This window comes from Domibacillus epiphyticus, assembly GCF_001975785.1.
In the GTDB taxonomy this organism is placed as follows: Bacteria; Bacillota; Bacilli; order Bacillales; family Domibacillaceae; genus Domibacillus; species Domibacillus epiphyticus.
Genome location: NZ_MSFI01000013.1, coordinates 21,067 through 47,107 on the forward strand (window position 1 = coordinate 21,067; position 26,041 = coordinate 47,107).

At 39.2% G+C, this 26,041-nt stretch carries 25 protein-coding genes and 1 pseudogene; 16 read left to right on the forward strand and 10 right to left on the reverse strand.

Features of this window, described 5'->3' with window-relative positions; translation table 11 throughout:
* Window positions 1–370 precede the first annotated feature (370 nt).
* On the reverse strand, window positions 371–2,245 hold the full coding sequence (locus BTO28_RS09475; RefSeq protein WP_076765633.1) for an ABC-F family ATP-binding cassette domain-containing protein: 1,875 nt from the start codon (window positions 2,243–2,245) through the stop codon (window positions 371–373).
* A gap of 146 nt (window positions 2,246–2,391) precedes the next feature.
* On the opposite strand from BTO28_RS09475, the gene BTO28_RS09480 reads away from it, so the two are divergent.
* Window positions 2,392–2,955 carry a DUF1273 domain-containing protein gene (locus tag BTO28_RS09480; protein WP_076765635.1) on the forward strand — a complete coding sequence of 188 codons (564 nt, stop codon included), beginning with the start codon at window positions 2,392–2,394 and terminating at the stop codon, window positions 2,953–2,955.
* 87 nt (window positions 2,956–3,042) lie between these two features.
* The gene (locus BTO28_RS09485) at window positions 3,043–3,465 is read left to right on the forward strand and encodes a hypothetical protein (RefSeq protein WP_076765637.1); all 423 of its coding nucleotides are present in this window, start codon (window positions 3,043–3,045) and stop codon (window positions 3,463–3,465) included.
* Window positions 3,466–3,531: 66 nt separating this feature from the next.
* Here the strand turns inward: BTO28_RS09485 and purT are convergent, their stop codons facing one another.
* Window positions 3,532–4,701 carry a formate-dependent phosphoribosylglycinamide formyltransferase gene (purT, locus tag BTO28_RS09490; RefSeq protein WP_076765638.1) on the reverse strand — a complete coding sequence of 390 codons (1,170 nt, stop codon included), beginning with the start codon at window positions 4,699–4,701 and terminating at the stop codon, window positions 3,532–3,534.
* Between the two features lie 200 nt (window positions 4,702–4,901).
* Here purT and BTO28_RS09495 point away from each other — a divergent pair, with 200 nt between their 5' ends.
* On the forward strand, window positions 4,902–5,396 hold the full coding sequence (locus tag BTO28_RS09495) for a L,D-transpeptidase family protein (protein ID WP_076765687.1): 495 nt from the start codon (window positions 4,902–4,904) through the stop codon (window positions 5,394–5,396).
* Window positions 5,397–5,765: 369 nt separating this feature from the next.
* Here the strand turns inward: BTO28_RS09495 and BTO28_RS09500 are convergent, their stop codons facing one another.
* Window positions 5,766–5,972, reverse strand: coding sequence for a hypothetical protein (locus BTO28_RS09500; protein ID WP_076765640.1), 207 nt, complete (start codon window positions 5,970–5,972; stop codon window positions 5,766–5,768).
* 263 nt (window positions 5,973–6,235) lie between these two features.
* Here BTO28_RS09500 and BTO28_RS09505 point away from each other — a divergent pair, with 263 nt between their 5' ends.
* The 3 genes from BTO28_RS09505 to BTO28_RS17285 all read left to right on the forward strand — a co-directional run bounded on the left by BTO28_RS09505 (window position 6,236) and on the right by BTO28_RS17285 (window position 8,282).
* Complete coding sequence (locus BTO28_RS09505) at window positions 6,236–6,406, forward strand: aspartyl-phosphate phosphatase Spo0E family protein (RefSeq protein ID WP_076765642.1); 171 nt, start codon at window positions 6,236–6,238, stop codon at window positions 6,404–6,406.
* A gap of 212 nt (window positions 6,407–6,618) precedes the next feature.
* Complete coding sequence (locus BTO28_RS09510) at window positions 6,619–7,212, forward strand: DUF4352 domain-containing protein (RefSeq protein WP_076765644.1); 594 nt, start codon at window positions 6,619–6,621, stop codon at window positions 7,210–7,212.
* A 923-nt stretch (window positions 7,213–8,135) separates the two neighbouring features.
* Window positions 8,136–8,282 (forward strand): hypothetical protein, encoded by a 147-nt coding sequence (locus BTO28_RS17285; RefSeq protein ID WP_198936757.1) that lies wholly within the window; start codon window positions 8,136–8,138, stop codon window positions 8,280–8,282.
* A gap of 103 nt (window positions 8,283–8,385) precedes the next feature.
* Here the strand turns inward: BTO28_RS17285 and BTO28_RS09515 are convergent, their stop codons facing one another.
* Window positions 8,386–9,726 carry an MFS transporter gene (locus tag BTO28_RS09515; protein ID WP_076765689.1) on the reverse strand — a complete coding sequence of 447 codons (1,341 nt, stop codon included), beginning with the start codon at window positions 9,724–9,726 and terminating at the stop codon, window positions 8,386–8,388.
* 905 nt (window positions 9,727–10,631) lie between these two features.
* Here BTO28_RS09515 and BTO28_RS09525 point away from each other — a divergent pair.
* Window positions 10,632–11,372, forward strand: a complete 741-nt coding sequence (locus BTO28_RS09525) for a thermonuclease family protein (protein WP_076765648.1) — start codon at window positions 10,632–10,634, stop codon at window positions 11,370–11,372.
* 990 nt (window positions 11,373–12,362) lie between these two features.
* On the opposite strand, the pseudogene BTO28_RS17490 reads toward BTO28_RS09525, so the two are convergent.
* Both BTO28_RS17490 and BTO28_RS09540 read right to left on the reverse strand, forming a co-directional pair.
* Window positions 12,363–12,669: pseudogene (locus tag BTO28_RS17490) on the reverse strand (IS1595 family transposase); the annotation flags it as partial.
* A 285-nt stretch (window positions 12,670–12,954) separates the two neighbouring features.
* Window positions 12,955–13,392: an immunoglobulin-like domain-containing protein gene (locus BTO28_RS09540; protein WP_076765655.1), complete on the reverse strand. Its 438-nt coding sequence runs from the start codon at window positions 13,390–13,392 to the stop codon at window positions 12,955–12,957.
* Window positions 13,393–14,156: 764 nt separating this feature from the next.
* Here BTO28_RS09540 and BTO28_RS09545 point away from each other — a divergent pair.
* Both BTO28_RS09545 and BTO28_RS09550 read left to right on the forward strand, forming a co-directional pair.
* A complete protein-coding gene (locus BTO28_RS09545) occupies window positions 14,157–15,308 on the forward strand; it encodes a tyrosine-type recombinase/integrase (RefSeq protein WP_076765657.1) in 1,152 nt (383 codons plus the stop codon).
* 140 nt (window positions 15,309–15,448) lie between these two features.
* Window positions 15,449–15,613, forward strand: coding sequence for a tyrosine-type recombinase/integrase (locus BTO28_RS09550; protein WP_233129860.1), 165 nt, complete (start codon window positions 15,449–15,451; stop codon window positions 15,611–15,613).
* Between the two features lie 110 nt (window positions 15,614–15,723).
* On the opposite strand, the gene BTO28_RS09555 is transcribed toward BTO28_RS09550, so the two are convergent.
* Entirely contained in the window at window positions 15,724–16,638 is a 915-nt protein-coding gene (locus tag BTO28_RS09555) for an MBL fold metallo-hydrolase (RefSeq protein WP_076765659.1), read from the reverse strand.
* Between the two features lie 60 nt (window positions 16,639–16,698).
* Window positions 16,699–17,784 carry a branched-chain amino acid aminotransferase gene (locus BTO28_RS09560; protein WP_076765661.1) on the reverse strand — a complete coding sequence of 362 codons (1,086 nt, stop codon included), beginning with the start codon at window positions 17,782–17,784 and terminating at the stop codon, window positions 16,699–16,701.
* A gap of 163 nt (window positions 17,785–17,947) precedes the next feature.
* Here BTO28_RS09560 and BTO28_RS09565 point away from each other — a divergent pair, with 163 nt between their 5' ends.
* The 3 genes from BTO28_RS09565 to BTO28_RS09580 all read left to right on the forward strand — a co-directional run bounded on the left by BTO28_RS09565 (window position 17,948) and on the right by BTO28_RS09580 (window position 21,241).
* Window positions 17,948–18,583, forward strand: coding sequence for an NUDIX hydrolase (locus BTO28_RS09565; RefSeq protein WP_076765663.1), 636 nt, complete (start codon window positions 17,948–17,950; stop codon window positions 18,581–18,583).
* A gap of 287 nt (window positions 18,584–18,870) precedes the next feature.
* Window positions 18,871–19,986, forward strand: a complete 1,116-nt coding sequence (gene proB / locus BTO28_RS09575; RefSeq protein ID WP_076765667.1) for a glutamate 5-kinase — start codon at window positions 18,871–18,873, stop codon at window positions 19,984–19,986.
* A 13-nt stretch (window positions 19,987–19,999) separates the two neighbouring features.
* Entirely contained in the window at window positions 20,000–21,241 is a 1,242-nt protein-coding gene (locus BTO28_RS09580) for a glutamate-5-semialdehyde dehydrogenase (RefSeq protein WP_076765669.1), read from the forward strand.
* Window positions 21,242–21,273: 32 nt separating this feature from the next.
* Here BTO28_RS09580 and BTO28_RS09585 read toward each other — a convergent pair whose 3' ends face one another.
* Entirely contained in the window at window positions 21,274–21,600 is a 327-nt protein-coding gene (locus BTO28_RS09585; protein ID WP_076765671.1) for a hypothetical protein, read from the reverse strand.
* 96 nt (window positions 21,601–21,696) lie between these two features.
* Window positions 21,697–22,188, reverse strand: coding sequence for a hypothetical protein (locus BTO28_RS09590; protein ID WP_076765673.1), 492 nt, complete (start codon window positions 22,186–22,188; stop codon window positions 21,697–21,699).
* Window positions 22,189–22,646: 458 nt separating this feature from the next.
* Between BTO28_RS09590 and yfkAB the strand changes: the two genes are divergently transcribed.
* Genes yfkAB through BTO28_RS09610 form a run of 4 tightly spaced genes read left to right on the forward strand, consistent with a single transcriptional unit; the run spans window position 22,647 to window position 25,969 of the window.
* Window positions 22,647–23,774 (forward strand): radical SAM/CxCxxxxC motif protein YfkAB, encoded by a 1,128-nt coding sequence (gene yfkAB / locus BTO28_RS09595; protein WP_076765675.1) that lies wholly within the window; start codon window positions 22,647–22,649, stop codon window positions 23,772–23,774.
* Entirely contained in the window at window positions 23,771–24,301 is a 531-nt protein-coding gene (gene msrA, locus BTO28_RS09600) for a peptide-methionine (S)-S-oxide reductase MsrA (protein WP_076765677.1), read from the forward strand. The genes yfkAB and msrA overlap by 4 nt, the downstream gene beginning before the upstream one ends.
* Window positions 24,298–25,668, forward strand: coding sequence for an aminotransferase-like domain-containing protein (locus BTO28_RS09605; protein WP_076765679.1), 1,371 nt, complete (start codon window positions 24,298–24,300; stop codon window positions 25,666–25,668). Before msrA ends, BTO28_RS09605 begins: the two co-directional genes overlap by 4 nt.
* A 16-nt stretch (window positions 25,669–25,684) precedes the next feature.
* A complete protein-coding gene (locus BTO28_RS09610; protein WP_076765681.1) occupies window positions 25,685–25,969 on the forward strand; it encodes a DUF6509 family protein in 285 nt (94 codons plus the stop codon).
* The last annotated feature ends 72 nt before the right edge of the window (window positions 25,970–26,041 follow it).

Here is a 26,041-nt window from a genome sequence, read left to right on the forward strand (position 1 = left end):
AGCTTCAATCTAAAGAAAAAAGGCGCTCTTTTATAGGATGCCTTTTTTTCTGAAAGTTATTTGGGATCGGATATGCTTCATAGCGGCTTTTGGATCATTTGTGCTGACAACTGCCATATTTTACCGACAATTCCTTTGTTAATGTTCCGATCCGAATATACAGAGATTGCAAATGGCTATATTATTTCAACAGGTTCAGTTGTTCATATCATAATCAGGCTGCTGATAAGTTTTATTGCAGAAAAGATATATACAATCACCGACAAAAACTGGGTTAATAAATAGCAGATTTTTTTATAAAATGTGATAATGATGATAAAAATTGGTTAATAAAAAAGAAGGCAGCCAGAATCCCGGCAGCCTTCTTTTTTTATCCCTCCGCTTTTTCCGCTAAATACTCCCATCGCTCCAACATATGGTCGAGTTTCGATTTCAGTTCCGTTTCTTCTTCCATCAACAGGCGAAGTTTTTCAAAATCACTTCCGGCTGCTGCCATTTCAGCAGAAATATCGGTCAGCCTTTGTTCAGCCGCTTCCATGTCATCTTCTATCGTTTCCCATTCTCTTGTTTCAGAATAAGACATCTTCTTTTTTTTCTCAGGCCGAGTCTGCTGCACCGCTGCTGTTTTTATTACTGCCTCACCAGGCTCTTCTTTTTCCTCTAAAAACTCAGAATAGCTTCCGTAATAATAATCAACGACGCCGCTTCCTTTAAAGACAAGCAGCTGGTGGCATGCTTTATCTAGAAAATAGCGGTCATGTGAAACGGTAACGACAACACCAGGGAATGTCTCTAAATAGTCTTCAAGAATCGTTAATGTTTGTGTATCGAGATCATTGGTCGGCTCATCTAATAGCAATACATTAGGTGCAGACATTAAAATGTTCAATAAATACAATCTTCGCTTTTCCCCGCCGGACAGCTTGCGAATCGGCGTGCCGTGCGTGTGCATAGGAAACAAAAACCGTTCGAGCATTTGCGCAGCCGAAATGTAGCTTCCGTCTTTTAATTGAATGGAATCTGCCGTCTCGCGGATGTACTCAATCATCCGCAAATTCTCATTCATATCGTCATTTTCCTGTGTATAGTAGCCAATCTTTACAGTTTGGCCTGTATCAAGTTCCCCGGAATCAATCGGCTCACGTCCGGCAACAATATTTAACAGCGTTGATTTTCCGCTTCCATTGCTGCCGACGATTCCGATTCGATCCCCCCTTTTGAAAAGAAATGTGAAATCTTGAAGAATTTGCTGGCCTCCGAATGATTTTGTGATTTTTTTTAACTCAAGCACTTTTTTCCCAAGCCGGGCTCCGCCAAGTTCAATCTCAAGTGCATCCTGTTTCGTCTTGTTTTTTACATCTTCATCAAGCGCTTCAAAACGCTGAATACGGGCTTTCTGTTTTGTCGTCCGTGCTTTTGCCCCTTTCCGCATCCAGGCTAGTTCTTTTTTAAACAAACTTTCTTTTTTGCTCTGCTCCAGCGATTCGTTTTCTTCTCTTATTGCTTTTGATTCAAGAAAATCAGCGTAGTTTCCTTTATATTCGAACAGTTTTCCACGTTCAAGCTCCCATATTTTATCGGTTACTTCATCAAGGAAGTAACGGTCATGCGTAACAAATAAAACCGACTTTTGATATTTTTGCAAATATTCCTGAAGCCATTTAATACTGTCATAATCAAGGTGGTTTGTTGGTTCGTCCAAAATGAGCAAATCAGGTGTTTCAATAAGTGTCTTGGCCAGCGCAGCTCGTTTTTTCTGCCCGCCTGACAGTTCAGACATCTTTTTTGTAAAATCAGGAAGGCCCAGTTTCGTCAGAATCGTTTTCGCATCCGCACTTGTATCCCAAGCATTCAGTTCATCCATTTGCTGCTGGTACTTCATTAGTTTTTGTTGAATATCCACATGATCCGGCTTATCCTGCAGCTGGATAAGCACTTGTTCATATTGTTTAATCGTTGTAAAAACAAGTGAGTTGCTCGCATATAAATAATCTATAATGGTTTGCTGTTCGTCAAAATGAGGATTTTGTGATAAATAGGATATCGAGTAGTCATTCGGGTGATCTTTTGTTCCTTTTTCATAATCATCAAGTCCGGCAATGACATTTAACAGCGTGGATTTACCTGTTCCGTTAATGCCGAGCACACCTATTTTATCTCCTTCAGATATAGAAAAGGAAATGTCGTTAAACAGCATTTTTTCGCCAATTGTTTTTGTTAAACCATCTATCGAATAAACTTTCATTGTAAACTCCTTCGTCCTATAGTCTCTTCATTTTACCATATGACTGATGAAAAAAAGGAGAACCTTTACAATATTCATCCAATGGTTAAAACCCAACAAAGAATTTTAACTGACTTCCCTGTATAATCAGTTAAGAGGTGGTTTCAATGTATAAAACGATATTACTATCCGGGTATAAAAGCCATGAACTCGGCATTTGGGATCAGAAAAACCCCGGAATTTTCATTATTAAAACAGCTATCGAAAAGCAATTGCGTTCTTTGATAGAAGAAGGACTTGAATGGGTGATCATCGGTGGACAGCCTGGTGTCGAATTATGGGGTGCTGAAGTTGTGCTTGAATTGAAAGATGAGTATCCCGATTTGAAACTCGGAGTGTTAATGCCCTTTTTGGAACAGGAAAAGAACTGGAAAGAGGAACGTCAAGAGTATTATCATACGATTATTGATCAGGCGGATTTTGTAGATGCTGTGTCAAAAAAACCGTACATTGCGCCTTGGCAGTTTAAAGCACGAGATGAATTTGCTCTTGATCATACAGATGCACTGCTGCTAGTCTATGATGAGGAAAAAGAAGGTTCGCCAAAGTTTATAAAATCGGCAGCTGATAAACGGGTAGAATCGGATAATTACTCACTTGTTTCAATTACCATGTACGATTTACAAACGGCAGCTGAAGACATTCAAGAAAAGGAGCGGTCGGACTGGTGAAAAGGTGTCCGACCGTTGAACTAACTGCAAGTTCCATCATATAATAAACATGCGAAAACGCTTACTTTATATGAAAGAGGTGGGATTATGATTGAGCATAAGAACTTGTCTCTTCATGTTTCAAAGGAGCAGTTAAAGAGTATGGTCCATGAAATGTCCCAGAAGCATTACTTAATTTTTTGGGGGTTCGACCGGGGTACCATGATTTTAAATGTGTATCATGCGAAAGCGAATAATCAATTTACTTTTATACGCCATAAGGATACCATGGAAATGATTTACGCAAAAGTGATTGATGAAGACATTTTGCTATTGTTAAATAGCACGATCCGCTTTGCAAGCAGAACGCAGGAGAATAAAACCAAAACAGTGATGTTAACAAAAGAAATGCAATACAAAGAAATCGATTATTTTTTGAGCGTGCTTCATGAATATATGGAGGAAAGAAATGAGCAAAAAATTGCGGAAACGAAAGCCATATTAAAAGAACTCACCTCAAATGCATCATAAAAAAAGGATGTCCGGCGATGAAGCCGGGCATCTTTTTTTCAAATAGGCCTCCAGATCCCATTTGAATCATTCATTATAGTCTAGTGAAATATGTGAAGCAGCTTTTTCAGCTTGTTCACGCGCTTTCTCAACCGTATCAGCTGTATTCAGTACAACCGCCATGCGGCGTCCGATCTTTGTTTCCGGCTTGCCGAACAAGCGCACTTGTGTATCTGGTGTCTCCAGTGCTTTTTCGACACCCTTTATGCTGTAAGAAGTGTGTTCTTCCCATGCTTTAATGGTGCGGCTTGCACCAGGTGAAATGAGGCGGATTGCTGGGATTGGATAGCCTAAAATCGCACGGATGTGGAGCGCAAACTCGGATAGATCCTGCGTCACCATGGTCACCATCCCTGTATCATGCGGGCGCGGCGAGACCTCGCTGAACACAACGCCATTATCTGTAATAAACAGTTCCACACCAAACAATCCGTAGCCGCCGAGTGCATCGGTAATTTTCTTCGCAATGTCTTCCGCTTCAGAAATTTGTGCGTCCGTCATATTATGCGGCTGCCAAGATTCAATGTAGTCGCCATCCTGCTGGATATGGCCGATCGGCGCACAGTATGCAGTACCGGATACAGAACGAACCGTGAGCAGTGTAATTTCTGATTCAAATGTAATAAACTCTTCGACAATTACTCGTGTTTTTTTCGCGCGGCCGCCCTCTATTGCTTCGTCCCAAGACTTTTCCACGTCATCAATGGAGCGGCAGATGCTTTGGCCTTTACCGGAGGAACTCATAATTGGTTTTATCACACAAGGTGTACCAATTTTCCGCACGGCTTCTGATAATTCTGTAAGCGTATCAGCAAATTCATATTTCGCCGTCGGCAGACCTAGCGTTTCATTTGCAAGCCGGCGAATTCCTTCCCGGTCCATTGTTAAGTTCGCTGCTTTCGCGGTAGGTATAACATGATAGCCTTCTTTCTCAAGTACAATCAATGTCTCCGTTGCAATTGCTTCGATCTCAGGTATGATATAATCTGGTTTTTCCTGTTCGACAATGGCGCGCAATGCTGCTCCATCAAGCATATCCAGCGCGTAAGACTGGTGAGCGACCTGCATAGCTGGTGCATGTTCATAACGATCAACAGCTACTGTTTTCACCCCTAGACGCTGCGCTTCCAACACAACTTCTTTGCCGAGTTCTCCTGAACCTAACAACATGATCTTTTTTGCCTGCAATCCACTCATTCTCCACACCCCTAAATATACGTTATTTCCTTCATAATAACGCACATAATTCGTGGATTCAAGTACGAAAATACTTTAAAAGCGAACATAAACCAAATAGGGAGAGTAATAATTCGTTAATTCAACCTCTAGACCTTACTCTTCATTAGTAGGGGGATTGAATAAAATGGAGTAAGAGTGCAAAAAGGAGGTTTAACATGATAATCCATACTGTTAAAGCAGGAGAAACGCTGGTGTCTATTGCTGGAGATTACCGCAAATCATTAGCGTCGCTTATTGCAGCAAATCCCGGAATAACTCCGTATTTGATTTATGTAGGGCAGAGTATCCTTATTCCAGGCTTTCCACCCTCCGCTTCTATCCCTTACTCCATTCGTATTTCCATCTCAAATAGAACACTGACTTTGCTATATCAAGGACAGAGGAGGAAAGTATATCCGATCGGAGTTGGCCGGATGCTTCATGAAACGCCTACAGGGAATTATATTATTATTAATAAAGCCCCCAATCCAGGTGGACCTTATGGAACAATGTGGATGAGTTTATCCAAAAAAGGATATGGCATACACGGCACAAATGATCCCTCTTCTATTGGGAAATATGTGTCAAGAGGCTGTGTCCGCATGTATAACAAAGACGTAGAAGAGCTTGCTAGAACAATCCCTATTGGAACGCCTGTTTCCATTAGACCGTAGCCCATTTATTTTTAAGTTTGACGGATATACTTTCTCTTCCCTATCAGCAGCTATTCATTCATTGAAATCAACGTTTGATCCTAAATCTCCGCTTTAATGCTGCGATTGTTGACTCCATGCAATAAAACCTTGTTTATCAGTTAATTCCCCTGATGCAGCAAGGTTTTCAACTGTCTCGTTCGGATTACTTCTTTAAGTTGTTCCTTTTTCCCGAATCACGTGCTTTAGGCTTTTCGATGTGCCGAGTTTTATGCCATTTTTTTCAGATAATATAGCTCATTCTGACCTGTTATCATTCCAGTTCGCCACGTCACATCTCCCTCACCTCTGGGATTATCTTTTACAAAAAAAAGCCACTCAAATGAGTGACTACTTGTCTAAAGTGGTGAGCCAGTAATAGCCAAAACCTAAACCAACTATTGTGATGACAATATTTATAATTTTTCCTGGCACCTTAAAAATTTTTAAAATAGTTCCAACTATTATCATGGAAAAAACAATCATTCCGAATAATATGATTTGATTCAAGGCCATTCCGTTTATAGCAGGGATAAATAATAAGAAATTATGATCCATTTCTTCACTCCTTTCACTTTAATCATACAATTATTAGAGCAAAGAAAAAAGAACCTCTCGTAATCTATTTTTAATTCAAACTTATTTTTAAGTTTTATAATCCAAGATTAATCTCCTTAAAAATCTAAGTTACATTCACACCCCAGTGTTTTTTTGTTTGTTGAAAAAACTTACAACTTCCGACAAAAAACCCTTTATTTTTACATAAATATGTCCTATAATTTACTAATATTATCTCAAGTTCAAACTAATAGGAGGAACACATGGAGCAAGGTCAAATAAACTCTAACAACCTACTTTCACAAATTAATGACCTCCGTGAATTGATGGTTTACACCGGAATGGAAAAAGGTCTTAATAGCGTTGAGACTCTTAAATATAGCCAGGAACTGGACAAGTTGATTTTTCAATACCAAGTGCAAAGTAAATCTTAAATTCTATTAATAAATTTACCGCTTTTTTTAATATAATCTCCTTCTGAAACATGTAACAGAGCAGTTTATAGTATTGGTTGAAATTCCGTTTAAATAAGGAGCCGGTGTGCTTCTTTTTTATTTGAATTTCTTAACTTTTTTTCCTAAAAGTTATATTTGAAATAACAACCTTTGCAAGGTATTCTTTAATAGAAATAGGAGGTGATATCCATATGAAAAAATTCTTTAAGTTCGGTTGTTTAGGTATTATTGCACTTATTGTTTTAGTAGCTATCCTGGCTGCAATTGGCGGCGGTGAAGAGTCTACCGATACTGGAGCGGATACAGCGTCAGATAAGAAAGAAACGTCAGCACCAGCTTCAGACGAAAAACCTGCTGAAAAAATCCATGGCATTGGTAAAGCTGTTGAAGTAGGTAATATGATGTTTACAATTCTTGAAAAAACAAGTGCTGCACAAGTTGGTCCGTCTGTTTTACCGGAACAAGCAAGCGGCAAATACGTTGTGATCAACGCAACCGTTAAGAACAACTCAAATGAAGCTCTCACACTTGATAGTTCTTTCTTCAAACTGAAACAAGGAGAAAAAACGTTTGAAGCAGATGCAGCTGCAAGTATGAGCGCTAACCAAAATGAAGATGGATCTATTCAAAACAGCTTATTCCTTGAACAAGTTAACCCGGGATCTGAAGTAACGGGTAAAGTCGTATTTGACGTAGCGCCTGAAATTGCAGATGCTACAGATCTTCAAGTACAAGTACAAGACGGCATGTTTGGAACGAATACTCAATTAATCAATCTTCAATAAGGAGCCTGCGGGCTTCTTTTTTTGTTGTCTCCTATGATCTATTTGAGAAGGAGGAAATATCTTTTCATACACTAGTCACTTCCTGCAGCAGCGTTTGCTACATCGTTTCGCGACAATTTCCCTCAATCCAACCGGCTTGTGGTTTAGATTGACTGATAAAACACTAAGTTTGTTCCAAAATATTTTCCCTTCTATGTATAAATTTTTTCTGGAACGGACAAAACTGATGTTGTATGAACCATACTCCTTTGTTTTTTGTTTGCCGGGGAATCCCCTGGCTTTTTTTATTATCCCTATATTTTCACCTTTTCTGTTATGTTAATATATACGTAAAAGGGAGGTTTTTCTAATGACACAGAAAGACAAGAAAAAAAATTGGTTCGTGATAGCAGGTTTTTTTCTGATTTTAATTATGTCTATTTTAAATAAATAGCAGAAGGATTCATGAGCTAGTTCAATTTATAATTTAGTTAGCCAGAATAGATGACTTTTTAAGATCATGATTTCAGTATGCAGCAGTACCGGCTGTTTTCTAATCTATCCCATAACGTTTTCTCCGAATACCTAAAGTTATTACCTCTCGCTTCTCTTTCCAAATATATTCCGGCATTGACCCACGGACGGAATTGCTTCAAATATGATCCAAAACTGACAGGATGACCCCCATCTCAAACTCCACTCCTGTCCTTCTCAACATTGACCAATTAACCTGCTAGGAGCCGCATAACCAATTTGGTATAGCCACACTGAAGCCTAGTTTCCTAAAAACAAGGTTTATTTGAAGACACTTTTTTTGCTGAAATGTGTCTTATTTTTGATTACAATCCCTTTTCTTTAGGACTTTTGTCGAAACTCTTTCAAAATTATATTTACAGTATATAATTCATTTGTAGTGTTATAAATTACCTAAAGGAGAGTTTTTTTTGGACGAGTTGGTTTTTCTTTTTAATGAACTAGGGCGTTTAATAGACGACTTCTATAGATGTGACGATTTGGTTGTAAAAGAGCAAATTCAGAATGATATCCAGCTTCTAAGTGAGGCAATGGCTATCGAAGAGCAATCCTCCTAATTTGCCACCATTCACAATTCGTTGGGAATGCTCATTTTTATTAGGATCCTTTTGATGGATTAATAAATTAAAAAAGAACCCCTTTTTTCAGGGATTCTTTTCATCACTTGACAGCCGATTGATTGTAAACGACGTTTTCTTTCGGCTTCATGTCTAATTTATCGAAACTGCCGTATTTCTCTTGGACAAACAGAAGTGCAATGCCGCCCAGGACACTTGGCACGGCAAAAGCCATAAATGCGTTTTGCGGTGCAAGATTGGCTGCAAGCAGCAGACCAACAAGAACAGGAGCTAATATGGCTCCGATCCGCCCGAAACCAAGTGCAATGCCAATACCTGTTGCGCGCACTTCTTTCGGATAAAATTCAGAGATGTATGGATTCGCCAGGTTTTGTGTACCCACTGTACATGCTCCGCCGATGGCAATTAAAATGTATAATAATAGCAAATTAGATGTCATGCTAAGTGCGACAAACGTGACAGCCCCAATGAAGTACATGGCAACAAGAACTTTCCGGTGGCCGATCCGGTCCACAAGATAACCGCCAAGCAATGATCCCCCTATTTGACCTACACTGAGAATCAGATTAAACGAAAGGCTGGATGTTAAGCCGTAGCCCGATGCCTGCATAATTTTTGGAAGCCACGTATTTAGTCCATATACCATTAGCAGGCAGCTGAATACCGCAGTCCAAAAAGCAAATGTACTGATCATGCGATTTTGGGCGAACAATTTTTTCACTGGAAAACCTTTTGCACTTTCTTTCGCACTGGCAAACTCGTAATCGTCCGTTGCTTGATAGTTTCCGCCGGGATCCACTTGATTTAAAATAGTTGCTAACTGTTCCCCTTTATTCCGAACAATATAATACGATAATGATTCAGGAAATTTTTTCATAAAAAATGGCAATGTGAAGAGCGGGATGATGCCAATCCAATACAAGATTCTCCACCCGAATTCTTCCATAACAAACATTCCAATGAGAGAAGCCAGTATACCTCCAATTGAATAGCCGCAATACATAGTCGCCACGATGAGTGCGCGGTTCTTTTTCGGTGAATATTCCGTCATTAAGGAGATCACATTGGGCATTAACCCTCCCATGCCAAGCGCTGCGATAAAACGCATAATCGTGAATATTGTGATTGTTGGTGCAAGTCCGGCTAAAAGGGTAAAGACACTAAATAAAAACATACAGATTGCAAGCACTTTCTTTCGGCCTACTATATCTGCAAGCGGTCCAAAAACAAATGCGCCCACCATCATGCCAATAAGCGTATAGCTGCCGACAGCCCCAGCTTCCACAGCCGTCAATCCGAAATCTTCCATCATGATCGGAAGTCCGACACCATACATCGCAATGTCATATCCATCAAATGCAATGGCAAAAACACACCAGAGAAAAACTAATAAATGAAAACGATTAAACTTACTTTGAGCCATTACATCTGCTGCATTTACTTTTCGCACGATTGATCTCCCCTTTTTGTAAGCGTATTCATAAATATATTACTACCATAATGAAATCAATTCTTTGAGCCAACTTAAAAATTCCTCTATATGAAACTTTTTAACTTTCCTTTAACAATTAGGTAAAACAGACTACATTTAAACATTTAACAAGGGTTTATTGATAAATTAAGTAATTAATTTTTCCCCATACACTCTTTTGCAAATTGCTTCATAACACTATACAAATACTACACATTTCGATTCTTTTCTATGAGAAGAAGGTTACCTTTCGAATCTAGGCATATTCTGAATGGAGTGACCATGGAGAAGGTTTAACTGAAAATGAAGCAAATCGGATGATCTGTGAACAGGGATTATTTGTAGTCTGTGCTTATAATGAAAAACTAATGTCTAATTCAATTGTCAATACCGAGTTAACTCTCTCCATTTATGCCGGAATAAAATGCCCTTATTTTAAACGATTAATTGGGTGGTGCAGCCGGAAAATTTCCTTGCTTACAGCTAGATATAGAGCTAATTTCCAAGAGACAAGGAACCATCTTTCCCCTTTATTCAATTGCAGGAATGGTAAGGCAAAACGTTTGCTATTCACTTTTGTGTGGATCTTCCCTTTCGCAAGCAATGAAGTGGCTCATATTTTTGGAGTTGAATATTCCTTTGCAGAAGAACAGCTTGCACTTTACGAGATTAAATGATGGCGTTATGTATAATTCCAGTTCTCTTTTATGTTTTATTTTAAAATGAAAAAGAACATACAATCGCATTCAATTCTAATTATTGTCGATATTTGTCGAACGAAAAAGATAGGCACCTTCCCTTTGTCATAAGAAAATAGGATTTAACCTGTTACTTATTGATAAAGGAGAATAATCATAATGAAGAAGAAATTATTTAAGCCCCTTGCTGCCTCCCTTCTATCCTTTACGTTGCTTGCTGGTTCCTTTACTCCCGCATTTAACAATGAATCAAACCAAACAGCCGAAGCTGCACTTCCAAAAACAGCAGCCAAAGTGACGGTTAACGAGGTTGTAGATGGCGACACGATAAAAGTTACATACAAAGGTAAGAAAGAAACTGTCCGCATGATTCTGATCGATACACCAGAAACAAAACATCCTGATAAATGTGTACAGTTATATGGCCCTGAAGCTACGGCTTATACAAAAAAATATCTATTGGACAAGAAAAAGACTGTCAGTATTGAATTAGATAAAGATTCTCGTGATCAATATGGCCGCCTTCTTGCCTATGTTTATGTGAATGAAACAATGTTTAATGAGCTATTACTTCAAAATGGATTGGCTAAAATTACAGTTTTCGAACCGAATACAAAATATTTAGAGAAACTGAAGGCTGTTGAAGCAAAGGCGAAGAAAAATAAAGTCGGTATCTGGTCGAGTACCAATGCTGCCAATGGCGGGTGTGCACCGGTGAAAAAGCCGGCACCTGCTCCTTCTCCGAAACCGGCGCCTAAGCCAGCTCCACCTAAGAAAGAGTCATTTAAAAACTGCACTGAACTGCGCAAGAAGTATCCAGATGGCGTGAAAAAAGGCCACCCAGCTTATGACGCGAAACACGACCGTGATAAAGATGGATGGGCTTGCGAAAAATCTTAATCAGTAAAATCCAAATGTCAACCAACTCCTCTCTTTTATGAGATGGAGTTTTCTTTTAAACTTAAAAAGAAAAAATATTTATAAAGTAAAAAGCCGTTCCAGTGTAATGACTGATACGGCTTTTACTGCAAGCTCTAATTAGTAAGGTTGTTATACTGTGATCCAAATGGATAATATAAAAAACCATAATAAGGGAAATAAACTCCATAAAAACGATTTCATGTATCTTTTCTTAAAAAAAGTAACCCAGCTAATTATTATTGAAAGAATAAGAAAAAGTGGATAGGTTGAGACAAAAATTAAAAAAGAAGAGGTCATTTCGGTTGCAAATACCCATGCCATACCCCACCAGATTAGCGAAACAACTAAAAAAAATTCACTAATTATTAGCCACGCAAGCATTAAAAACTTTATCATGTAAAGGCTTTCCTTTCTAAACTAGGATTAGAAGGCGATACCAACGATGCAGATATTTCTACTTTTAACTTCATTATATGACCTGCACAGTGTTTTTGATCCGTGTTTTTAAGCATATAATTTATCTAGCCAATTTATTAATTTAATGACGGACCTTTTTAACTGTTCTAATTTTTATCTTTTTAAAACTGACTTCACCTATCTTTTAATAGTGTAGTTTTCTGTAAGTGATCGTGATGCTCCCTTTAGATGAAAAAGTTAATCGTAACATTGAATTGCTAAATGGAACAGAATGGTTTAGACCTATTTATTCAAAGAATGAAGAATTATTTAAGAAAGATGAACATTTACAATACATTGTTGGATGGACTAAAGTTGAGAATTCATTAAGAAGCGAGAAAAGCACAGATAAATTAAAGGAGGAATCCTAGAAGCGATAAACAACAGATAACTCTGTAAAATTATTATTCAGTTAACGAAGGTTTTAATGGCAAAACTATAAAAGCATTAAAACAGTTTCCTTAAAGCGAAACTGTTTTTTTATGTATAAGTAACAGCTGACAGAAGTGTAATTTATGCAACTCTAAGTCCTTCAATAGTTGTATAATTCAATTTCCTGCAACATCCCAATAGATGCGAAGTAATTTGCTCCCCATATGGCAACTTCTTGTTAATTTGGAGGAAATGGAACCAATATAGATAATTATCCAACCATCGTCTAGATACTCCTTGAAACCTATCTCACATAGATACCCTTACTTGTGTTTATAGTTTCGTGCCGCAGTTTCTTCATTTTGGCGAATTTCTTGTAATTAGTAGATGTATCAGTACATAAAATGCTGGATGCCTCAATATAATCCCCTAATACACTTTCAATTTCAAATGCAGTTGTGAGCCCATCATTTATAACGTTGACTGACCACGGTACTTTCCGTGACGGACGACTGCTGTTGAACCACAGTAAACTTTTTCTTTTAATCAATTGGCAAATCAAAGTAAGTTTGATACACAGCTTCCCGCATTGGAAACCTCCCGTACATTTGTTCCACAATATTTACGAAAACAGGCAAAAAAAAGCCTGTAAACTTCGTCTTTAATACGAAGAATTTTGTCTACAAGCTGAGCTGTGCAAATCATGCACAGCTCTTTTTAAGTAAAAATATATTTATGAATTAGTTATTTCAAAAGGAGCAGCAAGACCGTCTTGAACTACACGATATTCACCTGGATTAAATTTATACTTATAATCGTCTAACTTTACCTCTAGAGTGTCTGTTTCCCCTGGTATAATGCCTATTCCAACTTCACTAAATCCTTGTTCTTTATGAGGAATTTCATACCAAATACCATCTACTTTCTTTTGTAAAGACACAGAAATATCACTTTCAAAATCAAACGTTCCTTTATTTTCAATTTTTATGGTAATTTCTTCGGTAGACAGTTTATATTCTTCTTTTTCAGTTGTTAAAATAACACCATTTTTTGTATTAGGTATTTCTTGTTGAGTCGCTTTTTCAGAGAGATTTTGTGTTGACTGGCAAGCAGATACAATCATCAAAATAGAGAAAAGAGTTGAAAAAAGAACGATGTTGTTATATTTCATTAATAATTCTCCTTTATCATTAGTAGATTAACTCGTCTTATTTATGGAATACTTTACCCTCTAAATTATAAAGTATTTGTTTTCTATAGAGAATTTCATTTTTCCCCCTACACATTACATGCTGCTCTTTTAATATTAGAAAAAAAACAAAATTTCAGGAATTTATCCTATAATTTACGTTATGCTTTTATGGTAAAAAAATATGAGGAGGTATTTTTTACGTAATAAATCTTAGGGGTTTTATTAATCATCTTTATTATCCTTACCGGTTATGGTGAGGCTCATGCACAATCAGACAGTGAAAAGATTGCAGTAAAACAAGAAAAAATCATTTAAAAATATGAAAAAGAAGTAGAAAAAATGGATTTGACATATGAGGTTATTGACAATATTGGAGATTTTTATTGTATTGATGATCAAATGACTCTACAAATTGATAAGTCTAATAAAAATATAAATAATTTAGAGAAGTACAAAAAATAACTGATAAACTCCCAACTGATTACCTAGTCCAAGAAACTTCCCATAGTTATAATGAATTAACTAAAATACAAGACCAAATAGCGGATCAAGCTTAAATGATAGGTTAGAGACTCTAAGCAAAATGCGTTAGTTTTAATCATTGCTGAATTATCTAATGAACAAAAGAACACTTTGAAAGTGTTTCTTTTGTTCATTCTGGAACATTTGGATTTATGACGGAATTCCCTTCGTAATAAGGTAAAATAAAACTAACAAGAATCAAAAAGAAAGGAGCGTGCCTTATGTCGAGTTATATCGTATTAGACAAGAAGAATCCCGATGACAAAACGGAACTTCCACGCATCAAGATAACAGTTGAATTAGGCTATGACGAGCGCGGCAAACGGATCCGGCGCAAAAAGACTGTTGCACTCAAAACCCTCTCCCCTCGTGCAATTAAAAAGGCGATTACAGAGTTTGAAATCGAAGTCGCTGCCAGTGGACCGAGAGATACGAACAACCTTACATACCGTGAAGCCGTTGCATTGTGGCTTGAAAATCATGTGTCCCACCTCACCCATCATTCACAAAAAGCCTATGAACAAAATATCAGGCCAGCATTAGAGTTTTTTGGAGAAATGAAGCTGAAAGATATAAAGAAGATTCATATTGTGGAGTTTATGAACCATTTAACCGCTATTGATGAAAAATCACCTGAATATAAAATGCGAGTAAACCGAGTAATGCTTCAAAAGATGGTTGATTGGGATTTACTTAACGAGAATGTCGCTGGTGCGGTGAAGAAACAAAAAAAGAAGAAAAAAGAAATGCAGTTTTATAATGAGCAGGAAGTAAAGCAGTTGCTCCAATTGCTAGATGATGCCCTGCCAAAGCACCGGCTTGTGATTAAAACAGCTATCCTGTCCGGCATGCGGTTAGGTGAAATAACAGGCATGACCATAGACAGCGTCAATTTCATAGAGAATACGATCACGGTAAAGCAAACATTGATTCATAATGCAAAAGACGATTCTTTTATATTAGGTCCACCTAAAAACAAAAAGACACGCGTTATCCCTATGCCCGAAGAATATATAGTTGAATTGCGGAAATATATAAATGAAGTGAAAAAAAGCCGGATGGCATTTGGATCTGAATGGCGGGGAATTGAAGGTATGGATTTAATATTTTGCCGAGCAGACGGATATCCACACATCCCCCAGGCGTATTTAAAATATTTCATAGAATTTACTACACGTCATGGTCTGAAGAGGATTCGTTTTCATGATCTTCGGCATTCCCATGCTTCCCTCTTATTATCGAGGGGTGTAAATATAAAGGTTATACAAGAACGATTGGGACATAGCAGCATTACGCTGACAATGGACACGTATTCACATTTGACCAAGGAAAACGAGCAGGAAGCTGTCGCGAAATTATCGGGCATTTTTTAACGTTTTTTTCGCGTTGGTCCCCTTTCAGTCACCTAAAAATTAATATAACGAAAAAAACATGCTGAAACCCCTGATATTTTAAGGTTTCAGTTTTTTTGTTTAGATAAGTATTAATTATCTTTACTATACATAATATATTTATGGTAAAGTTAAGCCCGCACTGGTTTCGCCATACGTTTGTAACATCACTGCTTGAACAGGATGTTCCGTTAGCTGTTGTAAAAGATTTAGCAGGACATGATGATATATCGGTGGAAATTTATACCTTGAACGAATTCAGGAGGACCGAATGCATGACCATTTGAAAAATGTACGTTTTTAAGCGCGCTTGAGATTCGCTCTCTCGTGCATCGAAATCGAAAAAAATGGGTAATACCCCATCTCGATGCAAAAAAAATAACACCCGATTCGGGTGTTATTTTTTTAAATAGAGCATTATTCCCTGTGAACAGATATCCATATCGACTTTGAGAATGTCATACACTGGGTGATGTAATGGAATTTCTTTTTTCGTTAAAAATTGTTTGATTTTTTCTAACAGTGTTTCTGAGAGCTCTTCAACTGATTCTGTATTTTCGGCAGTGTCCATAAAAAAATCAAGCCATTCTAACACCATCGCCATCGCCTCTTCAGGCTCATCACTCATTCCGTAATGCCCAAAGTAAATTCTATCTGGGTGATAAGACATCATTGTTTTAATCGACTTTTTCATTTCGTCAGGATTAAACTGATTTGGTGATGTGGTCGGTAAGTAAAATGCTTCTCCCTCATCTGCCAGCTGGGCATAACGAATGCCTGCTGTATCTCCTGTAAAAATCCCGTTTGATTTTTCATCATATATGGAAAAATGATGATTGGCGTGACCTGGCGTATGGATAAACGATAATATACGCCCTCCGAGATCGATTGTTCCACCATCTTCCATTTCAATAATTCGATCAGCCGGTACTGGCAAAATTGGATCAAACAATTCAGTAAAATTTTCGCCATAAACTGTTTTTGCACTTGCTATTAACCGGGTTGGATCCGAAAGATGACGAGCCCCTTTTGGATGGACAATAATTTTTGCGTTCGGACAATAGGTTAAAAACAATCCCGCACCGCCCGAATGGTCAAGGTGAATATGTGTTACAATGATATACTCAATCTCATCCGGGTCGATTTCGAGTTCTTTTAAACCTTTTAGCAAATACGGAATTGAAGGACTTGCGCTCGTTTCGATGATGGCTTTTTTTGATTCATGAAATATGTAGGATCCCGTTCGCTTCGAAAAACCAGAATCGTGTAGATCCACCAAAAAAATATCATAACCTAATGAAACCGCTCCCATTTTAAGGCACCCCTTTTTAAAAATAGACGAACAGCCGTATGGCAGTTCGTCTTAAAAAATTTATTTTGCAGCAGAAACTGGCACTTCGGTGATCCAATCAAATGGATCTTCCAGTTTTCCTTTTTGAATTCCTGTGATGGTATCATAGATTTTTTTCGACAGCTCACCTGTTTCCCCGTTATTAAGAACTATTTTTTCTTCACCCCAGAGAAACTCACCAATCGGTGAAATAACCGCTGCTGTACCGGTACCGAATGCTTCTTCCAGCTTGCCGTCGCGGTAAGCCTGTGCAATTTCATCTATAGACAAGCGGCGTTCTGATACAGGTACATTCCAATGTTTCAGTAATTGAATGACGGAATCACGTGTAACTCCATGCAAAATACTGCCGTTTAAAGCAGGTGTAACCACTTCTCCATCAATTTTAAAGAAAACGTTCATACTGCCAACTTCTTCAATGTATTTCTTTTCAACACCGTCAAGCCATAGAACTTGTGAGTACTCTTTTCCGCTAGCGATCTCCTGTGCTTTTAAACTTGACGCATAGTTTCCGCCTGTTTTTGCTTCCCCTGTACCACCTTTTACCGCACGTACAAAGTCGTTTTCCACTAAAATCTTAACAGGAGCAATACCCTCTTTATAATATAAACCAACTGGCGACATAATGATCATCAACGTGTAGTTTTTCGCTGGTGCGACGCCTAAGAATGGCTCAGTTGCGATGATAAATGGACGAATATAAAGCGATGTGCCTTCTGCTGTCGGAATCCAATCCTGATCCACTTCAATTAGCTGCTTTAATCCTTCAATAATAAAATCTCCATCAATTTGCGGGATGCACAGCCGTTCATTTGAACAATTTAAACGCTCCATATTTTTTTCCGGACGGAATAAAAAGACGCGCCCTTCTTCTGTCAAATATGCTTTCATTCCTTCAAACACCGTCTGTCCGTAATGGAACACCATAGCCGACGGATCGAGTGTAAGTGGCTGGTACGGGACAATTCGTGCATCATGCCATCCAGTCCCTTCCGTATAATCCATCATAAACATATGATCTGTAAAAACGCGCCCAAACCCAAGATTCGTTTGGTCTGGTTTTTCTCGTTTCGTCTCAGCTAATTGTACGGTAATTTGTTGTGTCATCTTTCAGGACTCCTCATTGTAAAAAATTCGTCAGCGCTTTGCTGATGTATGTACTTATACCATTTTACAATTTTTTCGAATATTTTTACACTATTAATTCAATTTTTTTCACTATACCATACGATTCCTTTATAATAGAAGAAAATGATCTGGGGTTGCTTGTATGAATGTTAATGAATTAAAAACGATTTTTGAGAACCGGACACCAGATATTCTCGGCAGCGAAAAGCTAGTGAAGTTTTCATTATTACTGCCTCTTGTACAAAAACAGGATGGCCTTCACGTATTGTTTGAAGTTCGTTCACTTACCATGCGCCGGCAGCCAGGTGAAGTTTGTTTCCCAGGGGGAAAAATCGATCCAGATGATAACGGGCCTGATCATGCCGCTGTCCGAGAAACACAAGAAGAACTAGGGATTCAAGAAAATGATATTCATTTGTTATTTCCACTGGATTTTATGCTGTCGCCATTCGGGACGATCATTTACAGTTATGTCGGCCTCATTGATGTAAAAGAAATGAATTTAAACGAAGCCGAAGTGGATAACATTTTCACAGTACCGCTGGATTTTTTATTGAATACGGAACCCTCTCTTCATTACGTCCGTCTCCGGCCAGAACCAGAAGAAAACTTTCCATACCACTTAATTGCCCGCGGAAAAGACTATAACTGGCAGACAAAATCAATGGAAGAATATTTTTATTTTTATGAAGACAAAATCATCTGGGGCTTGACCGCCCGCATTCTGAAACATTTTTTAGATATAATACGAGACCGGCCTGACGTGCTTGACAAATAGTCAGAATATACGATAATAAAAAGGAATATATAGATAAAATGATGGGATTAGTAAATGGCATCCAACCGGATAAGAGAAGGAGTTCATCGGCTGAAAAACTCCACGGCAAACACCATTGAACCTGCCCTGTACACACATGCTTATGAAAACATAAGCCGACACTTCCGCGTTATGGATGTAAAGCGGGCGCATTTCAGCGTCAAAAAAGGTGGTACCACGGAAAGCAGACCCCGTCCTTTATTGGATGGTGAGGTGTGCTTTTTTTTATTGAAAAGGAATGATATTTGATGAAAAAACAGCGTATTGTCGTTAAAATAGGCAGCAGTTCGTTAACAGATGACATGGGAAATATTGTGGACGAAAAAGTTGCGGATCATACATCTGCCATCGCTGCAGTGAAAGAACAGGGCCATGAAGTGATTGTCGTTTCATCCGGCGCAGTGGCCGCAGGGTTCAAGTCACTAGGATATGCCACCCGTCCAAAATTAATGGCGGCGCGTCAAGCTTCAGCAGCCGTTGGTCAAAGCTTATTGATCCAACGGTATATCTCTCACCTTTCACCAAAGGGGATAACGGCTGCTCAAGTTCTTTTAACGAAAAGTGATTTTTATTCAAAAGGCCGGTTTCAAAATTTTTATACAGCAATGATGGAACTTTTACATCATGATGCAGTGCCGATCATTAATGAAAATGATTTGATATCAATCGAGGAATTAACGTACGGTGATAATGACATGCTTTCTGCACTCGTGAGCGGCTTTTTGCAGGCAGATGCACTTGTCATTCTAACCGATATAAACGGGCTTTATGACAGCAATCCAAAAACGAATCCAGATGCGAAACGATTCAATTTTGTCCCTTCTATAACAGAAGAAATGCTATCGATGGCAGGCGGCAGCGGATCAGCTGTCGGCACCGGTGGGATGAAGTCAAAGCTGCTCGCGGCCGAAAAAGCGCAGTCGCTAGGTGTTTCCGTATTCATTGGAACCGGCAAAGGTGAGTGCAAATTGCTTGATATTTTAGAAGGAAAAGGTGATGGAACGTATATCGGTTCGCCTATGCAGCCTCACATGCAAAGGAAAAAGCAGTGGCTTGCACACCATGCAAAACCAGCTGGTTCTATTACGGTCGATTCAGGAGCAGAAAAAGCTGTGATAAAAGGCGGGAAAAGTTTGCTTCCTGCTGGTGTAAAATCAATAGATGGCTTGTTTGATGCCCTTGATGTCGTCGATGTTGTAAATGAAAAAGGTGAGCTTCTTGGGCGTGGACAGGTTTTCTACTCATCCGTTGACCTCGAAAAAATAAAAGGCCTCCCAAGTCTGGAGACAAAAGCTTATTCAATCAATGAGCGAGCCGAAGTGATTCATCGTGATAATTGGGTAACATTAAAATTTGATCATTAAGGAGTGACTTTAAATGAGTGAATTAGTACAAAAAGCTGCGCTACTAAAACAGGCCTCATTTGAGATGGCAATGAAATCGACAGAAGAAAAAAATCAGGCGTTATTATTAATTGCGGATGCGTTAATCGAGAAAACTGCTTTTATTTTAGCTGAGAATGAAAAAGATATGGAATCAGGACGTCAAGCTGGCTTTACCGATTCTCTTCTTGACCGGCTTCAACTAACTGAAGATCGCCTAGCTCAAATAGCCGGTGCAGTCCGCCAGTTAACAGAGCTTGCTGATCCTGTTGGTGAAACAGTAGAATCGTGGACAACAGAACATGGCCTGAATATTGAAACGATTCGTGTGCCGCTTGGCGTTGTCGGTATGGTGTATGAGGCGCGCCCAAACGTAACAGTTGATGCTGCCACTCTTTGTTTAAAAGCCGGCAATGCTGTTCTTCTTCGCGGAAGTACATCCGCTCTTCATTCAAATAAAGCACTTGTTTCTGTCATGAAAGAAGCACTTGAGTTGTCTCCACTTCCAGCTGATGCTTTGCAGCTGTTAGAAGACACAAGCCGTGAAACAGCGGGTGAAATGTTTAAATTAAATGAATACTTAGACGTCCTAATACCACGGGGCGGAGCAGGCCTTATACAATCGGTTATAAATCAGGCTACTGTTCCAGTTCTTGAAACGGGTGTCGGAAACTGTCACGTATATATTGATGAATCCGCTCAAAAGGACATGGCCATTGAAATTGCCCTGAATGCGAAAACACACCGTCCATCTGTATGCAACGCAGCCGAAAGTCTTCTTGTACATAAAGACTGGCCGTATAAAAACGAACTATTTGAGGCGCTGAAACAGGCAAATGTTGAAGTGCGGGGAGATGAAACATTAACTGAAAATTACGCCTTTATTACACCGGCCAACGATGATGACTGGGGTCAGGAATTTTTAGCGATGACATTGTCTGCTAAAACCGTTCACAATACGCAAGAGGCTGTATCCCACATCAATCAATACGGAACAAAACATTCAGAAGCAATCATCACTGAAAATGATGACAATGCAAATTTATTTTACCGTGGAATTGATGCCGCTGTTCTATATCGGAACGCTTCAACCAGATTCACTGATGGAGAACAGTTTGGATACGGTGCAGAGATCGGGATTAGTACACAAAAGCTTCATGCAAGAGGACCAATGGGTTTAAAAGCAATTACTACTGTAAAATCGCTCGTGCGTGGGAATGGCCAAATCAGAAAGTAAGAAAAAGCGTCAGGATTTGCCCTGACGCTTTTTTACATGAATGCCTTGTCAATGTAATTGCTTTCTTTCAGAATAAACCCGCCTGCAATCAACTCTTCCCAGATCATACGGTCAAGTGCGTAAGGTGACAGTTGCTGTGATGATAACTGTTCTTTTTCAAACGCAAACCGATACGAAAAACCATTAATAATAAAAAGACCGGATACGACCGTTGATGTTTTTCCCCAGTTAAATAACAAAAGTGTGTCACATCCCCAATCGACAAGCTGTTTTTCCATGCAGTTAATGACATGGAAAAAGAAACTCTCCTGATCCATTACTTTTGCTAAATAGCCACGAAGCATTCCCGAAGTGTTCATGTACTGGCCCCCTATTCCCGTATAATTTCTTTAACAATTCCCTTGTTCATTTTAATTTAAACGAAAAAGCACATCTAAAAAAGATGCGCTTTATTATTATTTCAATTCTTTAATAACGAGTTGTTCTCCATTTTGAACATAGACAAACGTGACACTGTCGCCTTCCGTTAATTGTTCAAACTGAGGCATGATGTCGCCTTCAGGATCTACTTGATATGCAGCAGGTTCCCCGTTTACCTCGATTTCCACTGTATGAGGATCGGCAATTCCGTTAAATGTTCCGGTTGCTTCCTGACCTTCTTCAGTTGCTTCCTCTGTTGCATTATCGCTGTTTTCCTTTACGTCAGATGCACCATCCTCAACAGTGTCCGCCTGCTGCTCAACAGCATCACCTGTTTCTTGCAACTCCTGATTCGCATCATCCAGCTCTTGATCGGTATTTTCAACCGTTTGGTCTGTTTCCTCTGGCGTTGTTACTTCGTTTGTTGTATTTTCCTCCGGAGTCGCATTTTCAGAATCTGCTGAGCATCCGGCAAGAATGCTTCCTGAAAGAAGTGCAGCACCAATAAAACCAGTTGCTTTATTCATTATGTAATTCCTCCTCATGTGTTGTTACCTCAAATCATACTTGTTTTTTCCATTAATGAAAAGCAATATGCTGAAAATTATCGAATAAATGAACTATTCTCCCAATTTAACGGTGTATATAGCCCTTTTATAGGGTAATCTGTCATAACTCATTTTATCCTGATGCATCATAAAATTTCCTGATTTTCGGTGTCACTCGTTCTAAAGACAGTAAACGGAAAATGGTTAATTGAGGCTAAACGATTCTCCTGATGAGCGTTTGACCGGTGAAAAAAGTGCCGTTCGAATAATCCGCGACGAACCCATCATTTTGGCTCAGTCCCCCCTTCCTCATTGTACTCAGTAAATATAAAGATAATGTGAATGTTCATTTATGTATTTGTTAAATATAGAATCTTTTTCATTTAATTAAAAAACAGGTATAATAAGAGGTTGAAAGAAAAAGAGGTGTCTTACGAATGAAAAGAAATATAACGCCATCATTTGATCCCTGGGAACCATATATGGATATTGATGAATCTGAATCAATGCTGCTCTCAAACATTGAACTAACGACGACCACATTATGTAATATGCGCTGTGAGCATTGTGCGGTAGGATATACATTGCAGACAAAAGATCCTGATGCACTGCCGCTCTCACTTCTTTTATCAAAGCTCGATGAAATTCCCTCGTTACGGGCCTTAAGTATTACTGGCGGAGAGCCAATGTTGTCAAAAAAATCAGTACAAAATTATGTACTCCCCCTTCTCCGTTATGCGCATGAACGAGGCGTTTATACGCAGATGAATTCAAATTTAACAATTGAGGCAGGACGGTATGAATCCATTTCCCCGTATCTTGACGTTCTTCACATCTCTCATAACTGGGGAACTGTTGACGAGTTTGTCGAAGCTGGATTCGCCAATATGGAGCGTAAGCCGTCATACAAACAGCGCGAACAATTATTTACACGTATGATTGAAAACAGCCGCATTCTCGCTGATTCAGGGGTGATGGTATCAGCAGAAACGATGTTAAACAAACGGACATTGCCCTACTTAGAGACCATTCATCGGCAAATTGTCGATGAAATGAAATGTGCACGCCATGAAGTACACCCGATGTATCCGAGTAATTTTGCTAGTGCATTGGAGTCGCTGTCACTTGATGAAATGCGTGCAGCTATCCATCATTTGCTCGATGTAAGAGACCCAAATGTGTGGATGTTGTTTGGAACACTTCCATTTTTCGCTTGCAGCGGAGACCAACGTGACCGTGATCTTGTCTATCGCCTGCAAAAAGAGCAGCTCGTTACAGTCCGAAATGATCCGGATGGCCGGTCGAGATTAAATGTGAATATTTTCTCTGGTGATATAATCGTGACGGATTTTGCTGATGCCACTTCTCTCGGTAATATACAAACTAATTCATTTCAGGAAGCATATGAAGCTTGGAATACCTCCACACTAGCGAAAGAAACAGGATGCCACTGTTCGTCCGTCCGATGCCTCGGACCAAATATTTTAGTCAAACATGCTTACTATCCTGATACAGACTTTAGGAAGCGGGTGGCTTTGCCGGAAAGGAGCGGAGTCCAGTTATGAACAAACAAAAAGCCATTTTTGCCGGAGGCTGTTTCTGGTGTATGGTGAAGCCATTTGATCAATGGGAAGGAATCGAAGCGGTTATTTCCGGCTATACAGGGGGTCACGTTAAACATCCTTCCTATGAGCAAGTAAAGCGTGGTGATACAGGCCATATGGAAGCGGTAGAAATCACATATGATTCTGACGTATTTTCGTATGAACAGTTATTGGACATATACTGGCAGCAAATTGACCCAACGGATGACGGCGGGCAATTTCAGGATCGAGGCCATTCTTACCGCACTGCTATTTTTTACTCAAATGATCAGCAAAAAGAGACTGCTGAAAAGTCCAGGAAGCAACTTGACGAAAGCGGAAGATTTAGTAAACCGATCGTTACACCAATTTTACCTGTATCCACGTTTTATCCAGCCGAAGCGTATCATCAGGACTTTTATAAGCATCATAAAGAGGAATACGAAGCTGACAGGAAACAATCCGGACGCGATGAATTTATTCAACAGTACTGGAAAGAGATTAAATGAAAACAGGAACGAAAACCAACATTGTCGTGGACTGGATTAAAGAACAAATAAAGCTCGGAAAATGGACACCAGGTGAAAAAATTCCCAGCCAGCGGGTACTGGCGGATGATTTTTCCGTCAACAGAAGCACAGTCATTGCTGCACTTGAACAGTTAAAAGCCGACGGCATAATTAAAGCCGAAATGGGAAAAGGCACAATTGTCGCCAATGATACATGGTCCCTTCTAGCCTCCCTGCCGCGCATAAAAGAAACACCGCCTGTACTACCGGCTGATTCAGGAATCATTGATTTAAGTAAAGGTGAACTGGCAGAAGATGTATTTCCAGACGGCTATTTAAACGATGTTATTGGACGGCTGTCAGGAAATATCAATTCACTCGGCTACGAAGAACGTACTGGATATGAACCGCTCCGTGAAGCAGTTGCCGGTTATATGACAAGACAGGGTACACCCGTTTCTCCATCGTCAATCTTAATTGTTTCAGGTGCAATGCAGGGGCTTCAATTAATTGCATCTGGACTACTAGAACACGGTTCTTCCATCTTTTTAGAAGAACCGTCCTATCTTTATTCCATTCAAACATTTCAATCGCGAGGGATGTCACTTGCAGGAATAGCAATGGATAAAGAAGGGCTGCTTACAGCTGATTTGGAGACAAAATGGCATTCAAAAAAGCCGGGTGCACTATATACGATTCCGTGTTTTCATAATCCTACCGGTGTGCTGATGAGTGAAACAAGACGAAAAGAAGTTCTTTCATTTTGTGCAGCTCACCGGCTGCCAATTATTGAAGATGATATTTATCGTGAGCTCTGGCTTGACTCACCTCCTCCACCTTCAATAAAATCAATGGACGTGTATGGTAACGTTCTGTATATAGGCAGCTTATCCAAAACGCTAAGTCCTGGTTTGCGGATTGGCTGGATAGCCGGAGCAGAACCTGTTATCGAGCGGCTTTCTGAAATAAAAATGCAAGCAGATTACGGAACGAGTTCGCTGTCGCAGCGTGTCGCAGCTGAATGGCTTGGGGAGGGTTTATATGAGCAACATTTTAAATATGTTCGAAAAGAGCTTTTAAAACGGCGCAATCATGCAGCGTCTTCTCTTCAGCGTCATCTATCTAACCTTGCTGATTGGCACATACCAAACGGAGGCTTTTTCATATGGCTCCGTTTAAAACAAGACATTTCGATTAAAGAATTATACGCGGAAGCAGCAAATGAAGGAATTTTATTTCATCCTGGCAGTATTTATACAGGGGGGGCTTCACGCTCGATCCGTCTTTCATATGGATTCGCAGGACCTGCCCAATTTGACGAAGGCATAAAGAGAATGAAGAAATTGATAATTGCACTATCCAAGTAAAAAAGGAGGTTACAATATGAAAATAACCGATCATAAAGCAGAAAAAATTAAAGACCCATTTGGGATTTTAGAAGGAGACCGGTATGAATGCCATCTCTATGCAACAGTGGATGAAGAAGATGATTTATATTCGCTGGAAGGTTTTTACATTCGTGTGCTGTATGTCATAACAGAAACTGAACAAAAAATTGCTGGTTTATTTCTCCATAACCGCGGGGATGACAGTGTTCTTGATTTTGAACTTGAAGATGATGAAATTGAACTTGTAAGAGAGTATTGTGCTGCTAATATAAAAGAATAAATATAAAAACCCCTTCGATTTTTTATAAATTGAACTGCACCCCAATTGTTAGACACCATCTGACAATTGGAG